Origin of the sequence: Gilliamella sp. App6-5 (genome assembly GCF_001690525.1) — a bacterium.
GTDB lineage: Bacteria > Pseudomonadota > Gammaproteobacteria > Enterobacterales > Orbaceae > Gilliamella > Gilliamella apicola_H.
Window position 1 is genome coordinate 56984 of record NZ_LZGT01000004.1, and the last position, 18386, is coordinate 75369.

General features: G+C 35.2%; 17 protein-coding genes and 1 riboswitch. Of the genes, 12 read left to right on the forward strand and 5 right to left on the reverse strand.

All coding sequences use genetic code 11. The features are described from left to right. Nucleotides 1-86 precede the first annotated feature (86 nt). Nucleotides 87-1133 carry a rod shape-determining protein gene (locus A9G24_RS00680; RefSeq protein WP_065637313.1) on the reverse strand — a complete coding sequence of 349 codons (1047 nt, stop codon included), beginning with the start codon at nucleotides 1131-1133 and terminating at the stop codon, nucleotides 87-89. Nucleotides 1134-1504: 371 nt separating this feature from the next. Here A9G24_RS00680 and accB point away from each other — a divergent pair, with 371 nt between their 5' ends. The 3 genes from accB (at nucleotide 1505) to A9G24_RS00695 (ending at nucleotide 4053) form a co-directional block, all read left to right on the forward strand. Next, complete coding sequence (gene accB / locus A9G24_RS00685) at nucleotides 1505-1960, forward strand: acetyl-CoA carboxylase biotin carboxyl carrier protein (RefSeq protein ID WP_065637314.1); 456 nt, start codon at nucleotides 1505-1507, stop codon at nucleotides 1958-1960. Between the two features lie 39 nt (nucleotides 1961-1999). After that, nucleotides 2000-3346 (forward strand): acetyl-CoA carboxylase biotin carboxylase subunit, encoded by a 1347-nt coding sequence (accC, locus tag A9G24_RS00690; protein WP_065637315.1) that lies wholly within the window; start codon nucleotides 2000-2002, stop codon nucleotides 3344-3346. A gap of 68 nt (nucleotides 3347-3414) precedes the next feature. Further along, nucleotides 3415-4053: a bifunctional 4-hydroxy-2-oxoglutarate aldolase/2-dehydro-3-deoxy-phosphogluconate aldolase gene (locus A9G24_RS00695; RefSeq protein WP_065637316.1), complete on the forward strand. Its 639-nt coding sequence runs from the start codon at nucleotides 3415-3417 to the stop codon at nucleotides 4051-4053. A 56-nt stretch (nucleotides 4054-4109) separates the two neighbouring features. Here A9G24_RS00695 and A9G24_RS00700 read toward each other — a convergent pair whose 3' ends face one another. Both A9G24_RS00700 and A9G24_RS00705 read right to left on the reverse strand, forming a co-directional pair. Further along, on the reverse strand, nucleotides 4110-4880 hold the full coding sequence (locus tag A9G24_RS00700) for an ABC transporter permease (protein ID WP_065637317.1): 771 nt from the start codon (nucleotides 4878-4880) through the stop codon (nucleotides 4110-4112). Then, nucleotides 4880-5818 carry an ABC transporter ATP-binding protein gene (locus tag A9G24_RS00705; RefSeq protein WP_065637318.1) on the reverse strand — a complete coding sequence of 313 codons (939 nt, stop codon included), beginning with the start codon at nucleotides 5816-5818 and terminating at the stop codon, nucleotides 4880-4882. Before A9G24_RS00705 ends, A9G24_RS00700 begins: the two co-directional genes overlap by 1 nt. A 222-nt stretch (nucleotides 5819-6040) precedes the next feature. On the opposite strand from A9G24_RS00705, the gene mog reads away from it, so the two are divergent. The 6 genes from mog to cysS all read left to right on the forward strand — a co-directional run bounded on the left by mog (nucleotide 6041) and on the right by cysS (nucleotide 12525). Next, nucleotides 6041-6619 carry a molybdopterin adenylyltransferase gene (gene mog, locus A9G24_RS00710; RefSeq protein WP_065637319.1) on the forward strand — a complete coding sequence of 193 codons (579 nt, stop codon included), beginning with the start codon at nucleotides 6041-6043 and terminating at the stop codon, nucleotides 6617-6619. A gap of 165 nt (nucleotides 6620-6784) precedes the next feature. Then, nucleotides 6785-7243: a transcriptional regulator ArgR gene (gene argR / locus A9G24_RS00715; protein ID WP_065637320.1), complete on the forward strand. Its 459-nt coding sequence runs from the start codon at nucleotides 6785-6787 to the stop codon at nucleotides 7241-7243. A 108-nt stretch (nucleotides 7244-7351) separates the two neighbouring features. After that, a riboswitch (Lysine riboswitch) is annotated at nucleotides 7352-7525 on the forward strand. Between the two features lie 75 nt (nucleotides 7526-7600). Continuing rightward, a complete protein-coding gene (gene lysC, locus A9G24_RS00720; RefSeq protein ID WP_065637321.1) occupies nucleotides 7601-8965 on the forward strand; it encodes a lysine-sensitive aspartokinase 3 in 1365 nt (454 codons plus the stop codon). A gap of 346 nt (nucleotides 8966-9311) precedes the next feature. Further along, nucleotides 9312-9557, forward strand: coding sequence for a GlsB/YeaQ/YmgE family stress response membrane protein (locus tag A9G24_RS00725; protein WP_065637322.1), 246 nt, complete (start codon nucleotides 9312-9314; stop codon nucleotides 9555-9557). A gap of 1105 nt (nucleotides 9558-10662) precedes the next feature. Then, nucleotides 10663-10902, forward strand: a complete 240-nt coding sequence (locus A9G24_RS00730; RefSeq protein ID WP_065637323.1) for a GlsB/YeaQ/YmgE family stress response membrane protein — start codon at nucleotides 10663-10665, stop codon at nucleotides 10900-10902. 213 nt (nucleotides 10903-11115) lie between these two features. After that, nucleotides 11116-12525 carry a cysteine--tRNA ligase gene (cysS, locus tag A9G24_RS00735; protein ID WP_065637324.1) on the forward strand — a complete coding sequence of 470 codons (1410 nt, stop codon included), beginning with the start codon at nucleotides 11116-11118 and terminating at the stop codon, nucleotides 12523-12525. An 88-nt stretch (nucleotides 12526-12613) separates the two neighbouring features. Here cysS and trmJ read toward each other — a convergent pair whose 3' ends face one another. Next, nucleotides 12614-13375, reverse strand: a complete 762-nt coding sequence (trmJ, locus tag A9G24_RS00740) for a tRNA (cytosine(32)/uridine(32)-2'-O)-methyltransferase TrmJ (protein ID WP_065637325.1) — start codon at nucleotides 13373-13375, stop codon at nucleotides 12614-12616. A 236-nt stretch (nucleotides 13376-13611) separates the two neighbouring features. Between trmJ and raiA the strand changes: the two genes are divergently transcribed. Further along, on the forward strand, nucleotides 13612-13941 hold the full coding sequence (raiA, locus tag A9G24_RS00745) for a ribosome-associated translation inhibitor RaiA (protein WP_065637326.1): 330 nt from the start codon (nucleotides 13612-13614) through the stop codon (nucleotides 13939-13941). 102 nt (nucleotides 13942-14043) lie between these two features. Here raiA and A9G24_RS00750 read toward each other — a convergent pair whose 3' ends face one another. Then, nucleotides 14044-15660, reverse strand: a complete 1617-nt coding sequence (locus A9G24_RS00750) for a hypothetical protein (protein WP_065637327.1) — start codon at nucleotides 15658-15660, stop codon at nucleotides 14044-14046. A gap of 457 nt (nucleotides 15661-16117) precedes the next feature. Between A9G24_RS00750 and pheA the strand changes: the two genes are divergently transcribed. Together pheA and mutY are read left to right on the forward strand one after the other, a co-directional pair. Then, the gene (gene pheA / locus A9G24_RS00755) at nucleotides 16118-17269 is read left to right on the forward strand and encodes a bifunctional chorismate mutase/prephenate dehydratase (protein ID WP_065637328.1); all 1152 of its coding nucleotides are present in this window, start codon (nucleotides 16118-16120) and stop codon (nucleotides 17267-17269) included. A gap of 5 nt (nucleotides 17270-17274) precedes the next feature. Next, on the forward strand, nucleotides 17275-18318 hold the full coding sequence (mutY, locus tag A9G24_RS00760) for an A/G-specific adenine glycosylase (protein ID WP_065637391.1): 1044 nt from the start codon (nucleotides 17275-17277) through the stop codon (nucleotides 18316-18318). Nucleotides 18319-18386: the final 68 nt, after the last annotated feature.

Here is an 18386-nt window from a genome sequence, read left to right on the forward strand (position 1 = left end):
CAAAGTCGGCGGAAGAAAATATGAGATGTTTACTGACTAATTGTTTCATCAATATGAAACTAATTTACTTAACAATAAGGCAGCAATTACTCTTCACTAAATAGATCGCCACCATGCATGTCTACCATATCTAATGCTTTGCCACCACCTCTTGCAACACATGTCAATGGATCTTCAGCCACAACAACATGAATACCAGTTTCAGCTGATAATAATTTATCAATATTACGTAATAAAGCACCACCACCAGTTAAAACCATACCATGTTCTGAAATATCAGAAGCGAGTTCAGGAGGACATTGCTCTAATGCAACTTTAACCGCACTAACTATACCACTTAATGGTTCTTGCAGCGCTTCTAAAATTTCATTAGAGTTTATAGTAAAGCTACGCGGTACGCCTTCAGCAAGGTTACGTCCACGGACTTCTATTTCAAGCACTTCATCACCCGGATAAGCACTACCAATAAAATGCTTGATTTTTTCGGCTGTTGCTTCACCAATTAAGGCACCATAATTACGACGAACATAGTTAATAATCGCTTCATCAAAGCGGTCACCACCAATACGCGCAGACGCAGAATAGACAACACCATTTAATGAAATAACGGCCACTTCTGTAGTACCACCACCAATATCAACGACCATTGAACCTGTTGGCGCAGATACTGGTAAATCAGCACCGATAGCCGCTGCCATTGGTTCTTCAATTAAATATACTTCACGCGCACCTGCGCCTAATGCAGACTCTCGGATAGCTCGACGTTCAACTTGTGTAGCGCCTACAGGAACACAAACAAGTACGCGAGGGCTTGGTCTTAAAAAACTATGGCTATGAACTTGGCGAATAAAATACTGTAACATTTTTTCAGTGACAGAAAAGTCGGCAATAACGCCATCTTTCATTGGTCTAATAGCAGCAATATTACCAGGCGTTCGCCCTAACATCAGTTTCGCAGCTTGCCCAACAGCAGCAACACTTTTGGGTGTGCCAGTGCGATGATCTTGGCGGATCGCTACAACCGAAGGTTCGTTTAATACAATACCTTGTCCTTTTACATAAATAAGTGTGTTTGCTGTACCTAAATCGATCGATAAATCATTTGAAAACAAGCCGCGAACTTTTTTGAACATAATAAAAACTCTTCCTAGAATAAATCTTGTTTAAGTATATTTTAGTATTTAAAAACAAACCATGGAATCAAAAATATATATTTTCAGCTTCATTCAAGCTAAATAAGATATTATTTAACCTTTCCAAACCATAGCCAAACCCAATAATAACTCACTTTCGTTATTGTATCGCAATTATAAAATAATACCTAGAAAATAGTATAACAAGTGTTTGTAAAGGAGATATATAATGACAAATTCAGTTTTACAGTGTATTCTTCCGCGTTAATGTTGAGTTACAACCTTATTATCGGCGAAAACAACACAGTTAGCCATTAATAAGGATGCATTAAAATCATTGTTACTTATATCAAATAAACACGGTGTAATTCATGGATATACGCAAAATTAAAAAATTAATTGAATTAGTTGAAGAGTCAGGTATTTCTGAACTGGAAATTTCTGAAGGTGAGGAATCAGTTCGAATTAGTCGTTCTGCTCCTACTACAAACTATTCGGCGCCAGTACAAAATATTCAAATTCCTCAACCCGCTCCTGTCGTTGTAGCTCCAACAGCTCAAGCTGAAGTTGTAACAGAGACTGTTGTAACTGATGGCACAACAATCAAATCCCCGATGGTTGGAACTTTTTATCGTACACCAAGTCCAGAATCAAAAGCTTTTGTTGAAGTTGGTCAAACAGTAAATGTTGGCGATGTACTTTGCATCGTTGAAGCGATGAAAATGATGAACCAAATCGAGTCAGAAAAAGCTGGTACAATAAAAGCCATCTTGGTTGAAAATGGTCAACCAGTTGAATTTGATCAGCCACTATTCATTATTGAATAATCTGAATTTATTAATGACTATACGATTAAGAGATTGAATATGCTTGATAAAATTCTTATTGCGAATCGTGGAGAAATAGCTCTACGTATATTACGAGCATGTAAAGAACTTGGAATTAAAACTGTTGCAGTTCATTCTACGGCAGATAAAGATTTAAAACATGTATTACTAGCAGATGAAACCGTCTGTATTGGCTCAGCAGCTTCCGTAAAAAGTTACCTTAATGTGCCAGCACTAATTTCAGCTGCTGAAGTAACGGGTGCTGCTGCTATTCACCCAGGCTATGGATTCTTATCTGAAAATGCAGACTTTGCTGAGCAAGTTGAGCGTTCAGGCTTTATTTTTGTTGGTCCAAAACCCGACACTATCCGTTTAATGGGCGATAAAGTATCAGCGATTCATGCCATGAAAAAAGCCGGTGTGCCTTGTGTGCCAGGTTCAGATGGGCCTCTAGGTAGTGATATTGAAGCCAATAAACAAATCGCTAAACAAATTGGCTATCCTGTGATTATTAAAGCTTCTGGTGGCGGTGGTGGTCGCGGTATGCGTATTGTTCGGGAAGAAAAGGATCTTGAACAATCCATCAAAATGACCAAATTGGAAGCCAAAACAGCTTTCAATAATGATATGGTTTACATGGAAAAATTCCTTGAGAACCCACGTCATATCGAAATTCAAGTACTTTCTGATGGTCAAGGTCATGCTGTTTATTTAGGTGAACGAGATTGCTCAATGCAAAGACGTCATCAAAAAGTGGTGGAAGAAGCACCAGCACTTGGCATCACACCTAAAATGCGTAAATTCATTGGTGAGCGTTGCGTTAATGCATGTATTGAGATCGGCTATCGTGGTGCTGGAACATTTGAATTCTTATTTGAAAATGGTGAGTTTTATTTCATTGAAATGAATACTCGTATTCAAGTAGAGCATCCAGTTACCGAAATGGTAACTGGCGTTGATTTAATAAGAGAACAAATTTTGATCGCCGCCGGCAAACCGCTATCAATTAAACAAAGTGATATTGAAATTAAAGGTCACGCGATTGAGTGCCGAATTAATGCTGAAGATCCCAAAACCTTCATGCCATCACCAGGAAAAATTACCCGTTTTCATGCACCAGGTGGCTTTGGTATTCGTTGGGAATCACATATTTATGCTGGTTATACTGTCCCACCTTACTATGACTCAATGATTGGTAAATTAATCGCTTATGGTGAAACACGCGTAGTTGCCATTGCCCGGATGAAAAATGCCTTAGCAGAGCTAGTAATTGATGGAATCAAAACCAATATTGATCTTCATATTGAAATTATGAATGATGAAGGCTTCCAAAAAGGTGGCACCAACATTCATTATTTAGAAAAGAAATTAGGCATTTATGAGTAACAAAATAATCCCTATCTATTAGGGATTATTGCTATATTTAAGTATCAATAAGGTATGGGTAGATATAAATGAAAAATTGGGGAAAAAGCGCTGAAGAAATTTTAACCATGGGACCTGTTGTTCCAGTTATTGTGATTGAACGTATTGAAGATGCTGTACCACTAGCCAAAGCGCTCATTGCTGGTGGAGTAAAAGTACTGGAAGTGACGTTACGGACAGCTTGCGCAATTGACGCAATAAAGAAAATCATCAAAGAAGTTCCTGAAGCTGTGGTTGGTGCAGGAACAGTGACAACTGTTGAACAACTAAAACAAGTCACCGAAGCTGGTGTTGAATTTGTCATCACTCCTGGTATTACTGACGCTATTTTAAAAGCGGCGGTTGAAGGTTCTATCCCTGTTATTCCTGGTATTGCAACTATTTCTGAACTATTAACAGCACAAGAATATGGTCTAACAGCATTAAAATTCTTTCCAGCTGAAATCAATGGTGGCGTTGCAGCATTAAAAGCTTTTGCTGGTCCTTGTGGATATATGAAGTTCTGTCCAACTGGGGGAGTAAACCCGAAAAACTATCGCGATTACCTTGCGCTTGATAATGTACTTTGCGTCGGTGGCACTTGGTTTATACCTACTGATGCCATTGCAAAAGGGGATTTTGCTAAAATTACGGAAATGGCAAAACAAGCCGTTGCTGGTGCACAATAACTGCTATTATTCCGCCGATATAATATCGGCGGTTAACCACGCGTTGTCGATGCTTCTTAACTTCTTAACCCTCGCCCACTTTCAATAAGTCGCCATGCAATTACATATAGTACGGTAACAAACAAAATCAGCATTGAAAACGTGATCCATAACGGCACGTCTGTCACGCCCAAAAATCCATAACGAAAACCGTTAATCATATAAACGATTGGATTGATTTTTGAAATCCACTGCCAAAAGGCTGGTAACATAGTAATGGAATAGAAAACACCGCCAAGATAAGTTAATGGTGTTAATACAAATGTTGGAATAATGCTTATATCATCAAATGTCTTGGCAAATACCGCATTTAATAAACCCGCTAATGAAAACAGAATTGAGGTCAATAGTAATGTACAAACGACAAATAACCAAGAATATACTTCATAACGAACAAAAAATAGTGATACGATCGTCACTAAAATACCGGTTAAAATACCACGCATCACGCCACCACCAACATATCCTAAAATAAGAATATGCGTTGGTACAGGCGCTACCAATAACTCTTCAATGTTATGTTGAAATTTAGCGCTAAAAAAGGATGAACAAACATTGGTATAAGAATTGGTAATGACTGACATCATGATTAATCCCGGCACAATAAATGCCATATAGCTAAATCCCCCCATGTCACCAACACGAGAGCCAATTAAATTACCAAAGATGATAAAATAAAGAGACATTGTAATAACGGGCGGAATTAGCGTTTGAACCCAAATTCTTAAAAATCGTGTCACTTCTTTACGCCAAATACTTTTTAAGGCAATCCAATATAAATTATTCATCAAATATCACCTTTTTGTTTGGTATCATTGTGCAATAAATCAACAAATAACTCTTCTAACCGATTTGCTTTATTTCGTACACTAATCACTTTAATACTCTGTTGATTTAATTGTTCAAATAATTGGTTTAATCCATGTTGCTTATCTACTTTGACTTCTAACATTCCGGCTTCAATATCAGAATAATTGTAGCCTTGTAATTTAATTGGCTCAGATGTGGGTACATAATCAATAACAATTGTTTCAGATTGACTTTTGGCCAATAGATCACGCATTGAGGAGTTCGCAATCAATTGACCTCTCTGAATAATACCGATATTTCGACATAGCATTTCGGCTTCTTCTAAATAATGGGTGGTTAAAATAATTGTGATACCTTGCCGATTGATTTCACGTAAAAAATCCCACATAGAACGGCGTAATTCAATATCAACACCTGCAGTTGGTTCATCAAGAATCAATAGTTTAGGCTCATGTACCAGCGCTCTAGCTATCATTAATCGCCTTTTCATGCCACCAGATAACATGCTAGCTCGACTGTGGCGTTTGTCCCATAAATCTAAAATTCGCAAATACTTTTCAGCACGCTCTAATGCAAGCTTTCGTGGCAATCCATAATAACCGCCTTGATTAGTAACTATTTGTAGCACTTCTTCAAATTGATTAAAATTAAATTCTTGCGGAACAAGCCCTAATTGTCTTTTAGCATTGACAACATCTTTATCTAAATCATAACCAAAAATTTTAACTTGTCCCGCTGTTTTGGTGACTAATGAGCTAATAATGCCTATAGTTGTTGACTTCCCAGCACCATTAGGCCCCAACAAGGCATAAAAATCGCCAGCTTGTACAGTTAAATCGATACCTTTTAATGCTTCTATACCATTTTTATAAATTTTTTTGAGTGATATTAGCTCAAGTGCAGGAATTGATGGCATAAATATATCCTAAGTGAATCAATTACTATTTGAATAATATGATATCATGTTAAATCAATTGACAATAAAATCAATCAATGTAAAGGTCTTTTTAATTTTATTTATATCAATGCGAATAAATTATCATTGTAAGATTATAGCGCATATTATTATTGGTTGGGCACAAACAGTGTAGTTTTAATTTTCAAGCTGTGTGCCTTTATCGTTGAAGGAATAAGTAGCATGTTTAAAATTGGGTTAGTTTCAGTATCAGATAGAGCTTCAAGTGGCGTTTACCAAGATGAAGGCATACCATCATTAGTTTCATGGTTAAAAACCGCATTGAAAACGCCTTTTGTAACCGAAAATCGCATTATTCCCGATGAACAAGCTATTATTGAACAAACATTATGTGAGCTTGTTGATAATCTACATTGCCATTTAATTTTAACCACCGGAGGTACTGGTCCTGCAATTAGAGACGTAACACCTGATGCGACACTCGCCATCGCTGATCGGGTGATGCCGGGATATGGAGAGCAAATGCGTCAAATCAGCTTACATTTTGTACCAACCGCAATTTTATCAAGACAAGTTGGTGTTATTCGCAAAAAATGTTTAATCATAAACCTACCAGGCAGGCCAAAATCAATAAAAGAAACCCTTGAGGGGGTTAAAGATAACCAAGGCAATGTCATTGTTGGTGGCATTTTTGCTAGCATCCCCTATTGTATACAACTATTAGAAGGACCTTACATTGAAACCCATGAACAAGTTATAAAGTCTTTTCGCCCTAAAGATGCAATTAAACCAACTCTTTAAGTTTATGCCAATTTAACTCATAATTATCTATAACGAAATTATTATTCATGCTATCTAAAATTGCTGGCGTTATTTTAATTTGAATAGCAAGCAAATTTTATTATAAGTATTATGACTGCATATATTGGCACAATATCAGTAACAAATTAAAAACCAAGGAACATTATGAAACAAGCCGATCTCACTAAAACATTTAAAGAGATACTTCGTCAAGAGAAGTTTAGTTCACAAGTAGAAATCGTACAAGCGCTACAAGAACAAGGTTTTGATAACATCAATCAATCCAAAGTTTCGCGTATGTTAACCAAATTTGGCGCAGTGAGAACCCGCAATGCAAAATCCGAAATGGTCTATTGTTTACCTGCAGAAATAAGTGTGCCCACAACGAGTAGTCCATTAAAAAATTTAGTGATTGATATTGATTTCAATAGTTCAATGGTGGTGATAAGAACCAGCCCTGGTGCCGCTCAACTCATTGCTCGATTACTTGACTCGATTGGTAAATCAGAAGGCATTTTAGGTTCAATTGCGGGCGATGACACTATATTTAGTACACCTACTAAAGAATATACAGTAAAAAAATTATATCAAACCATTATTGAATTGTTTGAACGTGAGTTATAGGTTTTTCCATTTCGCCCTATTGCAAGCAAATAATTTTAATATTTAAACTATTGACACAATTAATAAAATCGTTAATCCTATATAACGCTGATTTCGTAACTGAAGTTGCAAAAACGAAGAGGCGCATTACTCAGGTAAATCATTGTAGGGACTGGAACCACGAATAAATGATCGAGGGGATGTAATGCCGAGGTTTGATTGCCAATCCAGAAGCGATCAAATCGACTGCAAGGGCTGAATCCCTTGGGTTGTCACCTTAACAGGTGGAGCGCTTCATGGTCTGTATTTTTTAATTGTAAATAGGACACACCCGCTCTAACTCTGTTAAAAATAAAAAATTTTTAATATGAGGAATTTATGGAAACATCATTTGTAATTGCTAAATTTGGTGGTACTAGTGTTGCCGATTATCCTTCAATGGTAAATAGTGCCAATATTGTAATAGCTAATCCTAACGTAAAAGTTGTGGTACTATCGGCATCTGCTGGCGTAACAAATTTACTAGTCGCATTAGCAGAAGGACGTGATGCCGATGTTCGAACTCAACATATTGCCAAAATCCAATCAATCCAATACAACATCTTAGAACAATTACCTGAAAATCCCGAACTACGAACTGAAATTGACAAAATCATTGCTAATATAGCCTCTTTGTCTGAAGCCGCAAGTTTAGCTACATCACCAGCATTAACTGATGAGCTAGTTAGTCACGGTGAAATTATGTCTTCAAAACTGTTTGTTGAAATATTAAAAGAAAAACAAAAAAATGCCATATGGTTTGATGTCCGTAAAGTTATGCGCACCGATGATAAATTTGGTAAAGCCACCCCAAAAATTGAAGATATTAAACAGCTTTGCTGTGCCCATTTAAAATCACTAAACAATCGTAGCGTCATTGTAACGCAAGGGTTTATCGGTAGTGAAAGTTCTGGCAAAACGACCACTTTAGGCCGTGGAGGAAGTGATTATACAGCAGCGTTATTAGGTGAAGCATTGAATGCCACTCAAATTGACATTTGGACTGATGTTGCAGGAATTTATACTAACGATCCGCGCATTACCCCAGCGGCTAAACGTATTGATGAAATATCTTTTGCTGAAGCAACCGAAATGGCAACGTTTGGCGCGAAGGTACTACACCCAGCAACACTAGTCCCAGCTGTGCGGAGTAATATCCCTGTTTTTGTTGGTTCAAGTAAAGCACCTCAAGAAGGAGGAACTATTGTTTACAACACTAATAGCATTACATCTAAATTACCCGTATTTAGAGCATTAGCCCTACGTCGCAAGCAAACATTATTAACACTTACTAGTTTAAATATGCTGCATGCACAAGGTTTTTTAGCTAATGTGTTTACGATATTAGCCAAACATAATATTTCGGTTGATTTAGTTACAACCTCTGAAGTCAGTATCGCATTAACTATCGATACCACAGGTACTAACACTAACGGCAACAGTTTATTAACAAAAGCATTATTTGATGAACTGTCAACAGTGTGTCATGTCACAGTTGAAGAAGACTTAGCACTAATTGCTATTATTGGCAATAACCTAACATCAACACAAGGTATAGCAAAAGAGGTGTTTGGTGTATTAGATGATTTTATTATTAGACTTTGCTGTTATGGAGCAAGTACTCATAATCTTTGCCTATTAACAAAAAGTAATGACGCAGAATCCATTATTAAAATTCTACATAACACAATTTTTGAACAATAATGTTATAAGGGAGATTTAATCTCCCTTATACTTTGCTCTAATTATCAGCTTATCTTTTTTAGTATATTTTAAGGAAACGAAAACAGGGCAAAACATTATTAACTTTTATTATCCATAATTATAAAATACAAAATGATTTATGAATTCACAATATTTTATTGGTATAGTGAGTTTTTAAATTAAATCCCTATTTTCTTTAGTAGTATTAGTTATTAATATACTCTAAATATTATTTATGACTCTTAATTAATCGATTAAAACTATTTCATTGAACATTATCTTCTGTTAGATTTTTTAATTAATTCAAGTAAACTAAAATTAATTTCAATCACAAGAGGAAATTATCATGGGTATTATAAGTTGGATAATTCTAGGATTAATTGCCGGCTGGATTGCCAAGTTTTTTATGCCACTAGGAAGTGTAGGTGTATTTAAAACTATTTTATTAGGCATTGCAGGTGCTTTAGTAGGTGGTTATATTAGCACCTTCTTTGGTTGGGGTAGTGTGACTGGATTTAACTTCCCTAGTTTGTTAATTTCAGTACTTGGTTCGATTATACTCATTTATATCTATCGTCACATAAAGAAATAATTTGTTCCTGTTAAATTGGCGGGTATCCCGCCAATTTAAATACACTTCATGCTTAATATTTCCAGATATATCACCTTTATCCCCATTTGTAGTACTAGCCTTACTTGCGTTGTTTACCCTAATTTGAGCAACGACTGTAACAAATACTTATAAAAACAAAACTAATACGAAAAGACCTGATGAGGCATTAAATAACATAATGCCTATTGAATATAAAACACTAAAACAGACAACGTAATTTTCTATATTAGTTTTGTACTCACTATGAGGTATTTCCCCAGCGGTTCACTTCTTAGGTTCTATTTTTTGTAAAAAATATTCAGGATTCTATACCGTTTCGTGATGAATTGAGAATTTGTAGTATTTATTGATTAAAACGGGCGATAACTATCGTATCAATCAAAAACTCACAAACTCAGCTTACTCTCAAATGAATGAAAAACAAAAAGCGATAAGGACTTTAATCAAGAGCTCATGTTCACTTTTTAGGTTATATTTTTGTAAAAAATATTCAGGATTCTATACCGTTTCGTGATGAATTGAGAATTTGCAGTACCTACCGGTTAAAACATGCGATAACTATCGTATCAATCAAAAATTCACAAACTCAGCCTACCCTCAAATAAATGAAAAACAAAAAGCGATAAGAACTTTAATCAAGAGCTCATGTTCACTTTTTAGGTTATATTTTTGTAAAAAATATTCAGGATTCTATACCGTTTCGTGATGAATTGAGAATTTGCAATACCTATCGGTTAAAACATGCGATAACTATCGTATCAATCAAAAATTCACAAAACCCACCTGCCTTATAACAAATAGGAAAACTGAAAGCATAATATTAACTTTGATGGAAATATGGCATAATCTGCAAATAGTTGGCGATGCAAAAGATAGAAAAGATTTATTCACTACATAAAGATAAAACAATTTTGGAAAAATGCCATATACGTTATTAGAGGATTATTTTAATCATAAAGTGTAAAAAACCGAGTGACTTACAATATATTATTTTAAATTAAATCCATTACATTAAATATCAGCATCTGTTAGATTTTTTAATTTAGTAAACTAATTATAATTTCAATAAGCAAAGGAATTTATTATGAAAATTATAAGTTGGATAATTGCTCTAGGATTAATTGCTGGCTTTATGGCCAAGCTTTTTATGCCACTAGGACGTATTGGTATAATTAAAACGACTTTTTTAGGCTTAGCAGGAGCCTTAATGGGTGAGTGTATTAGCTCCTTATTTGGTTGGGGTAGTATAACAGGTTTTAACTTTCCTAGTTTGTTAATTTCAGTACTTGGGGCGATTATACTCATTTATATCTATATAATTTAAAACAATAATGTGTTTTAAGCTTATACTTTCAGATATATCTTCTTTATCCTCATTTATTAAGGCATATACCAAAACGATAAAACAAAAGTTATTATTTTGGTATATGCATATTCACACTATTTATTTACAAAGTTTAGAATAAGTAATTTCGTCATATCCAGATTTTTGTTATATTATTTAACAAAATCCATCAATTTTAACCTGTAGATAATAATGTTAAAAATATTCAATACATTAACCCGCGAGAAAGAAACATTTCAACCTATTACCCCTAATAAAGTTGGGCTTTATGTTTGTGGAGTAACCATTTACGATCTTTGCCATATTGGTCACGGGCGTACTTTTGTTGCATTTGATGTTGTCACACGTTATTTACGTTTTTTAGGTTATGATTTAACTTATGTGCGTAATATTACTGATGTTGATGACAAAATCATCAAGCGTGCACTCGAAAATGGCGAAAGTTGTGATCAACTTACTGATCGAATGCTTCAAGAAATGTATGCAGATTTTGATGCACTTAATATAAAACGACCTGATATAGAACCACGTGCTACTCATCACATGCCACAAATTATCCAATTAGTTGAAGAATTAATTGCCAAAAATCATGCCTATATTGCCGATAATGGCGATGTGATGTTTTCAGTAGACAGTGATCCAAATTATGGTATTTTATCGCGACAAAATTTAGAACAGCTACAAGCTGGTGCGCGTGTTGATGTAGTTGATGTTAAACGTAATCCAATGGATTTTGTGTTATGGAAAATGTCAAAACCGAATGAACCAAGTTGGGATTCGCCATGGGGTAAAGGTCGCCCAGGTTGGCACATTGAATGTTCGGCGATGAATAGTTATCAGTTAGGTAATCACTTCGATATTCATGGTGGTGGTTCTGATTTAATGTTTCCACATCATGAAAATGAAATTGCCCAATCAACCTGTGCGCATGATGGTCAATATGTCAATTATTGGATGCATTCCGGCATGGTTATGATAGACCAAGAAAAAATGTCAAAATCACTCAATAATTTTTTCACAATTCGCGATGTATTAAAACATTATGATGCCGAAACAGTGCGTTACTTTTTACTATCAGGTCATTATCGTAGCCAACTCAATTATAGCGAAGAAAATTTAAAGCAAGCGAGAATAGCACTAGAGAGACTCTATACAGCCCTACGAGACACTGATCCAACTTATCCACACGTAGTAACGCCTGACAGCAATTATTATCGCCAATTTTGTGATGCAATGGATGATGACTTTAATACGCCAGAAGCTTATTCAACTCTTTTTGATTTAGCTCGTGAAATTAATAAAGCCAAAGCTGATAATAATATGTCCCTTGCTAATGAATTAGCTGCTGAATTGCGTTATTTATCCGCTGTACTTGGATTATTAGAACAAGATCCCATTAAATTTTTACAAGGTGATCAGCGAGATGATGTTGATGTTGCATTAGTTGAGGCATTAATAAAACAACGCAACGAAGCTAGAGTAAGTAAAAATTGGGCACAGGCCGACGAAGCTCGCGACAAATTAAATGCAATGAATATTGTGCTTGAAGATGGTGCGAATGGAACAACATGGCGCAAAAAAAAATTAATATTCTCAAAATAAAAATTTTGATGAATAAATAAAATAACACACTAAGCAGTGTCAATTAGAAAAATAACACCCACAATTCTGTGGGTGTTTCTATTTGTGATCATCGTAACGTTTTATCAATCGAAGTTAAAATACCACGTAAAATATTCAGTTCCTGTTGTTCAATACGTGCGCGAGTAAACAATCGTCGCAAACGCCCCATAATTTGCCCAGGGTGATTGGCATTAATAAAGCCTGTTTTTAACAAAGTCTGTTCTAAATGTTGGTAAAAACGCTCTATATCTGCATCAATAGGAAATTCAGTTTCGGACAGATTCGCATTTTTTTGCTCTGATATGTTATTTTCAATATTTAACATTGACATACGAATTTCATAACACAAAACTTGCACCGACATGGCAAGGTTTAAAGAACTATAATCAGGATTAGCAGGAATGCCAACATGATAATGGCACTTTTGCAATTCTTCATTCGTTAAACCAACACGTTCACGCCCAAACACCAAAGCAACCTGAGCGCTGGCATTAGTTGCTTCTTGAATAATCTTATCACCACATGTTTTTGGGGTTAAGTGTGGCCATTGCAAACTACGAGAGCGGGCGCTAGTGCCAATAACTAAAGTACAGTCGGCAATCGCTTGTTCAAGTGACGAAAAAATTTGCGCATTTTTAATAATATCACTCGCACCTGCCGCTAATGAAATCGATTGAGAATCAGGCTTGATGACTGGATTAACTAAACAAAGATTCGTTAATCCCATGGTTTTCATTGCTCTTGCAGCAGATCCCATATTACCTGTATGAGATGTTTCAACCAAAACAATCTTTACATTATCTAAATAACTCACATTATCCTCATTCATTGAAAATATCTTATAACGCATAATAAACTAAATATTTATTGACACAGTATATAGTAAAATCCGTTTCAGCCCCACTGTTATGCAATAGCTAATTAATAGAATCTATTTTTAAATTAAATTCACAAAAATGTGATCAATAATAAATATCTTATTGACGAGAATAAAATAATTTGCCAATGTAGTAATCACAACATTTAAAAATGTTAGATTTATTGATAAAAAAACGGAGGTCAACTATGGCTTTAAGTATTACCAGTAAACAAATGGATATTACCCCTGCAATTCGTAACTACCTAGAAGATAAGTTTTCGAAGTTAGATAAATGGAGAGCACAGCTAATCAATCCTCATTTTATTTTATCCAAAGAACCGGATGGATTTATTGTTGATGCAACAATTGCCACTAAAGGAACGCCGTTAGTTGCCTCTGCTAAACATATTGATATGTATGCCGCAATTAATGATCTTATTGATAAACTTGAAAAACAACTCAATAAACTGCAACATAAAGGCGAAGCTCGTCGGGCATTTAATAGCATAAAAGAAGCCATACCAGAAGGGGAATAATTCCCCTTCTATAAAGTAAATTACAATAACAGTGATATTAAATATAAGTATGTTCGGATAAAAACGATAACAATACTCATTCTTAATTTAGAAAATATAGTATTATGGGCTAACACAGACATCGCCAACGTTATCATATTGGTCTTCTTCGATTACTCTAGTGGTATATCGCGAGCAATTGACGTTACCAAACATTGAGTTAGCAAATAGTATTTCAGAACCAGATCGGCAGATGTTATTCGACTGGGTAACCCAATATCCATGATTCAAGAAAGCGTTGTTAGGGGTATCAGTAATATAGCCCCACTCATTAAGTATCCCGCCAATCCAGCGATTACTATCACGGTAACTTAAACGCCTTTGGTAACTGTTAACATTTCTGCCCGGTATACCTCCGGTCCAGCCATCCCCATTTGCATTAGTTAAGTCATTCGCATCAGGAACCCGATAGCCATTACCTAAATTACGACAAAATTTTTGAATATCGTCATAAGTGCGACTCCGTTGAATCGGAATTATATACCAACGCTCTATTTTGAAACTGTATAACAATTCTAAATGGGTACTATCTGCATAAATATTAAATAATGAAGGGTTAAATGCCTTATTATTTGAGCTTATATCAGGTCCATTTAGTTCTATCTTTAATGCTGCTTCACCCAAAGGTGTATCTCGCCAACCTGTTGTACTCTTGCTTAATGATAATGTCACCCCCATACCACTTGTTGCACTCACCTTTGTCCCATTTGCAGCTATAACTTGTTCTGGGGTTATATTTTTTAAGAGTAAAAAGAAATACAATTTGTTTGCCCCTGTGGTCGGAAAGTTATTTGTTGTGTCACTCACATCGGCGACTTTAAACCCTTTTTGGCCATTCCATAAATCTGGCGACTCATCACCAGCAGAAAATAATAAATTGGGCTGAGCAAAAGCAACGGAAGGACATGGCTTATCCATATTAGGAACAACAATATGATAGGTATAACGATCACCTATAAAGGTATTGCTCTTTGGCTGACCATACTTTGTTAATATACTAACGTTTGTTGCCGTTAGTGTCAGTTTATAAGGTGCGCTACACGCGCTTAATGTTGCTTTTTGGTGATTTTTGACTTGTGTTGTAATGTCTTGACCTTTTTTGTCTTGCCATTGGATCATTAAGCTCCCCGTTGCACTTATTTCAACATCACCATCGTCATCTTTCCCGTAATTATACGGTGAATTAACCAATTTATTTAACTCAATGCTAGGATAACTTGCCACTGGTACCATTGTTTGTATATCAGCAAACGTTGTAGTACTTGGTAACTCAATAGGATTGCTTGCGCTTGAAGTATCTATCGTCACATTAGGATAAAGCGCACTATTTACCCCAGGTGGAATATAATGCCCATTAGGTAACGTTATTCCTAATAGTCCTTCAGCACTATTTATTTTAGTTTCCCCACCATCCAAGCTTAAGTACGGAGCGCTTCCATTTACCACATTTGCTGTCGCTGCCGATAATGCACTCGCATTATTAACGAATAACACAGGATAAATAATAACCAACAGAATTAAACGTAAATTGCAACATTTTAACAATGAAAAAGTACGTTCAACTAACTTAGTTACTACACAGGGGCGATAATTAAAATAAGAAGCTAAACATGTAAAAAGAGAAGCATTTTTTGAAATTAATTTTTGTGGGTGATCAAGAAATGTGTTTGATTCCTTCATTTTATAATTACCTATTCCTTTTGATAATTTTAATTTATTTTCAATTTTCTAGAATAAAATTCTATAGGTGCCTTTTTTATCATTCATTAATGATATTTTTCCATGCAAATAATAAGAACTGTGCAAATTAGCATATAGAACCTGCATTATAAATAAAAAACAGTTGTTTAAAAGCAAAAAAATAGATTTTTGTTAAGATTTGTAAATATATTGTACAAACGCTACATGTTTATACCGAAGACTTGAGATAGATTTTTTGAATATACTATAATGACCTAAAAATCTTGGTGATTTAGACATTTTTTATATCATGATAATAAACAGAAAATAAAAAATTTTGTTATATCGAGTCCACAGTAGGTATATCTTTATTCTATCATAAAAATAGACTTTGATGGTGTCTTTATTTTTTTGCTTGTTATAATACAAACTATCTTTTTTAAAATATCTAATGAAAATGACTGCAAACCCTTTATTACCTTTACGAGATAAGATTAATGAGCTAGACAAAACGTTGTTAGAACTTATTGCTGAACGTCGCAGACTCTCAACACAAGTCATTCATACTAAAATTGATGCGAACATTCCGGTGCGCGATATGGAGCGTGAGCGTTCACTGATAAAAACTTTAATCAATCAAGGCAAAAACTATCATCTTGATGATGTATTTATTAAGCGCTTATATCAATTAATTATCGAAGATTCTGTACTATTACAACAAAAAATCTTACAAGAAAAGCTTAATCACGGCACTAGTGCTACTGCCAAAGTTGCCTTTTTAGGTCCCAAAGGCTCTTATTCACATTCTGCTGCTCGACGCTATGCTAGCGCTCACTTAGATGAAATGATTGAATTAGGCTGTTCAACCTTTAAAGATATTTTTACACAAGTAGAAAATAGAGCTGTAGATTATGGCATTTTACCAATCGAAAATTCTAGCTCAGGCTCGATTAATGAGGTTTATGATTTATTGCAAAAAACCAATTTGCACATTATTGGTGAGCTTTCTTTACCTATCGATCATTGCGTTCTTGCTATACCAAATTCACAACTTGAGCAAATTAATACTATTTATAGTCATCCACAACCATTCCAGCAATGCAGTAACTTCCTAGAAAACTACCCTCATTGGAAGATTGTATATTGCGACAGTACTTCATCAGCAATGGAAACTGTTGTTAAATTGAATCAACCTAATGTTGCAGCAATGGGTAATAAAGATGGCGGTGAATTATATGGACTGCAAGTCCTTGAACATAACTTTGCTAATCAAAAAGAAAATATTACGCGTTTTATTGTGTTGGCACGCCAGCCGATTGAGGTTTCGGATCAAATTCCAGCTAAAACCACAATTTTAATGAAGACAGGTCAACAAGCAGGTGCTTTAGTTGATGCCCTATTAGTATTACGTAATCATAATATCGTCATGACTAAACTTGAGTCGCGTCCAATTCATGGTACACCATGGGAAGAAATGTTTTATATTGATTTGCAAGGCAACATCCATTCTTATGAAATGCAAACAGCACTCAAAGAACTAGCATCAATGACGCTATATACTAAGGTGCTCGGATGCTATCCAAGTGATTCAATTGTTGCGGTAATGTAATGACTATGACAATGCAACATTTTTCACAAGCGGTACTTAACTGGTATGAACAGTACGGTAGAAAATCGCTACCTTGGCAAATCGAAAAAAGCCCTTATCATGTTTGGTTATCAGAAGTCATGTTGCAACAAACTCAAGTTGCAACTGTTATCCCTTACTTTAACCGTTTTATTGAACAATTTCCCAAGGTAACTGATCTTGCAAAAGCTTCAATAGATGATGTATTGCATCTTTGGACTGGTCTTGGCTATTATGCAAGAGCACGTAACTTACATAAAGCAGCCCAAATGATTGCTGAAAAGTTTAATGGTAAATTCCCAACACAATTTGACGATGTCATTGCACTACCCGGCATAGGGCGTTCAACTGCTGGGGCAATTTTATCACTTTCACAAAATCAACATTATCCCATTTTAGATGGCAATGTAAAACGTGTTTTAACCCGATATTTTGCAGTTGAAGGCTGGTCTGGTATTAAAACTGTTGAAAATAGGCTCTGGCAATTGAGTGAGCAAGTTACACCCAAAAATAATGTTGCAAAATTTAATCAAGCCATGATGGATATTGGAGCAACGGTTTGTACTCGCTCTAAACCTAAGTGCACTTTATGTCCTTTACATAATCATTGTCTTGCCTATAAAACTGAAAGTTGGCAACAATACCCAACCAAAAAACCTAAAAATACTATTCCTGAAAAAATAGCCTATTTTTTAATACTTGAATATAACCAAACTATTTGGCTCGAAAAAAGACCAGCGTCTGGCATTTGGGGAGGCCTATATTGTTTACCTCAGTTTTCAAGTAAGCAAGCGTTAACTGACTGGTTAAAAAAATACGGAATTGAAACAACCAAACCAAAGCAACTCACTGCCTTTCGCCACACATTTAGCCATTTTCACTTAGATATTATTCCTATCTATTGTGTTATCACTAAATATAAAAAATGTTGGGATGAATCTTGTGGCTATTGGTATAACCTTAAAGCTGACAATGCCAAAATAGGACTAGCAACACCTATTTATAACTTATTAAAACAAACGACTTACTAACGCTTCTTTATCAGTATCTAGGTTATTTTTCGTATATAATTACCGATTATTTTTAACGATATTCAGTT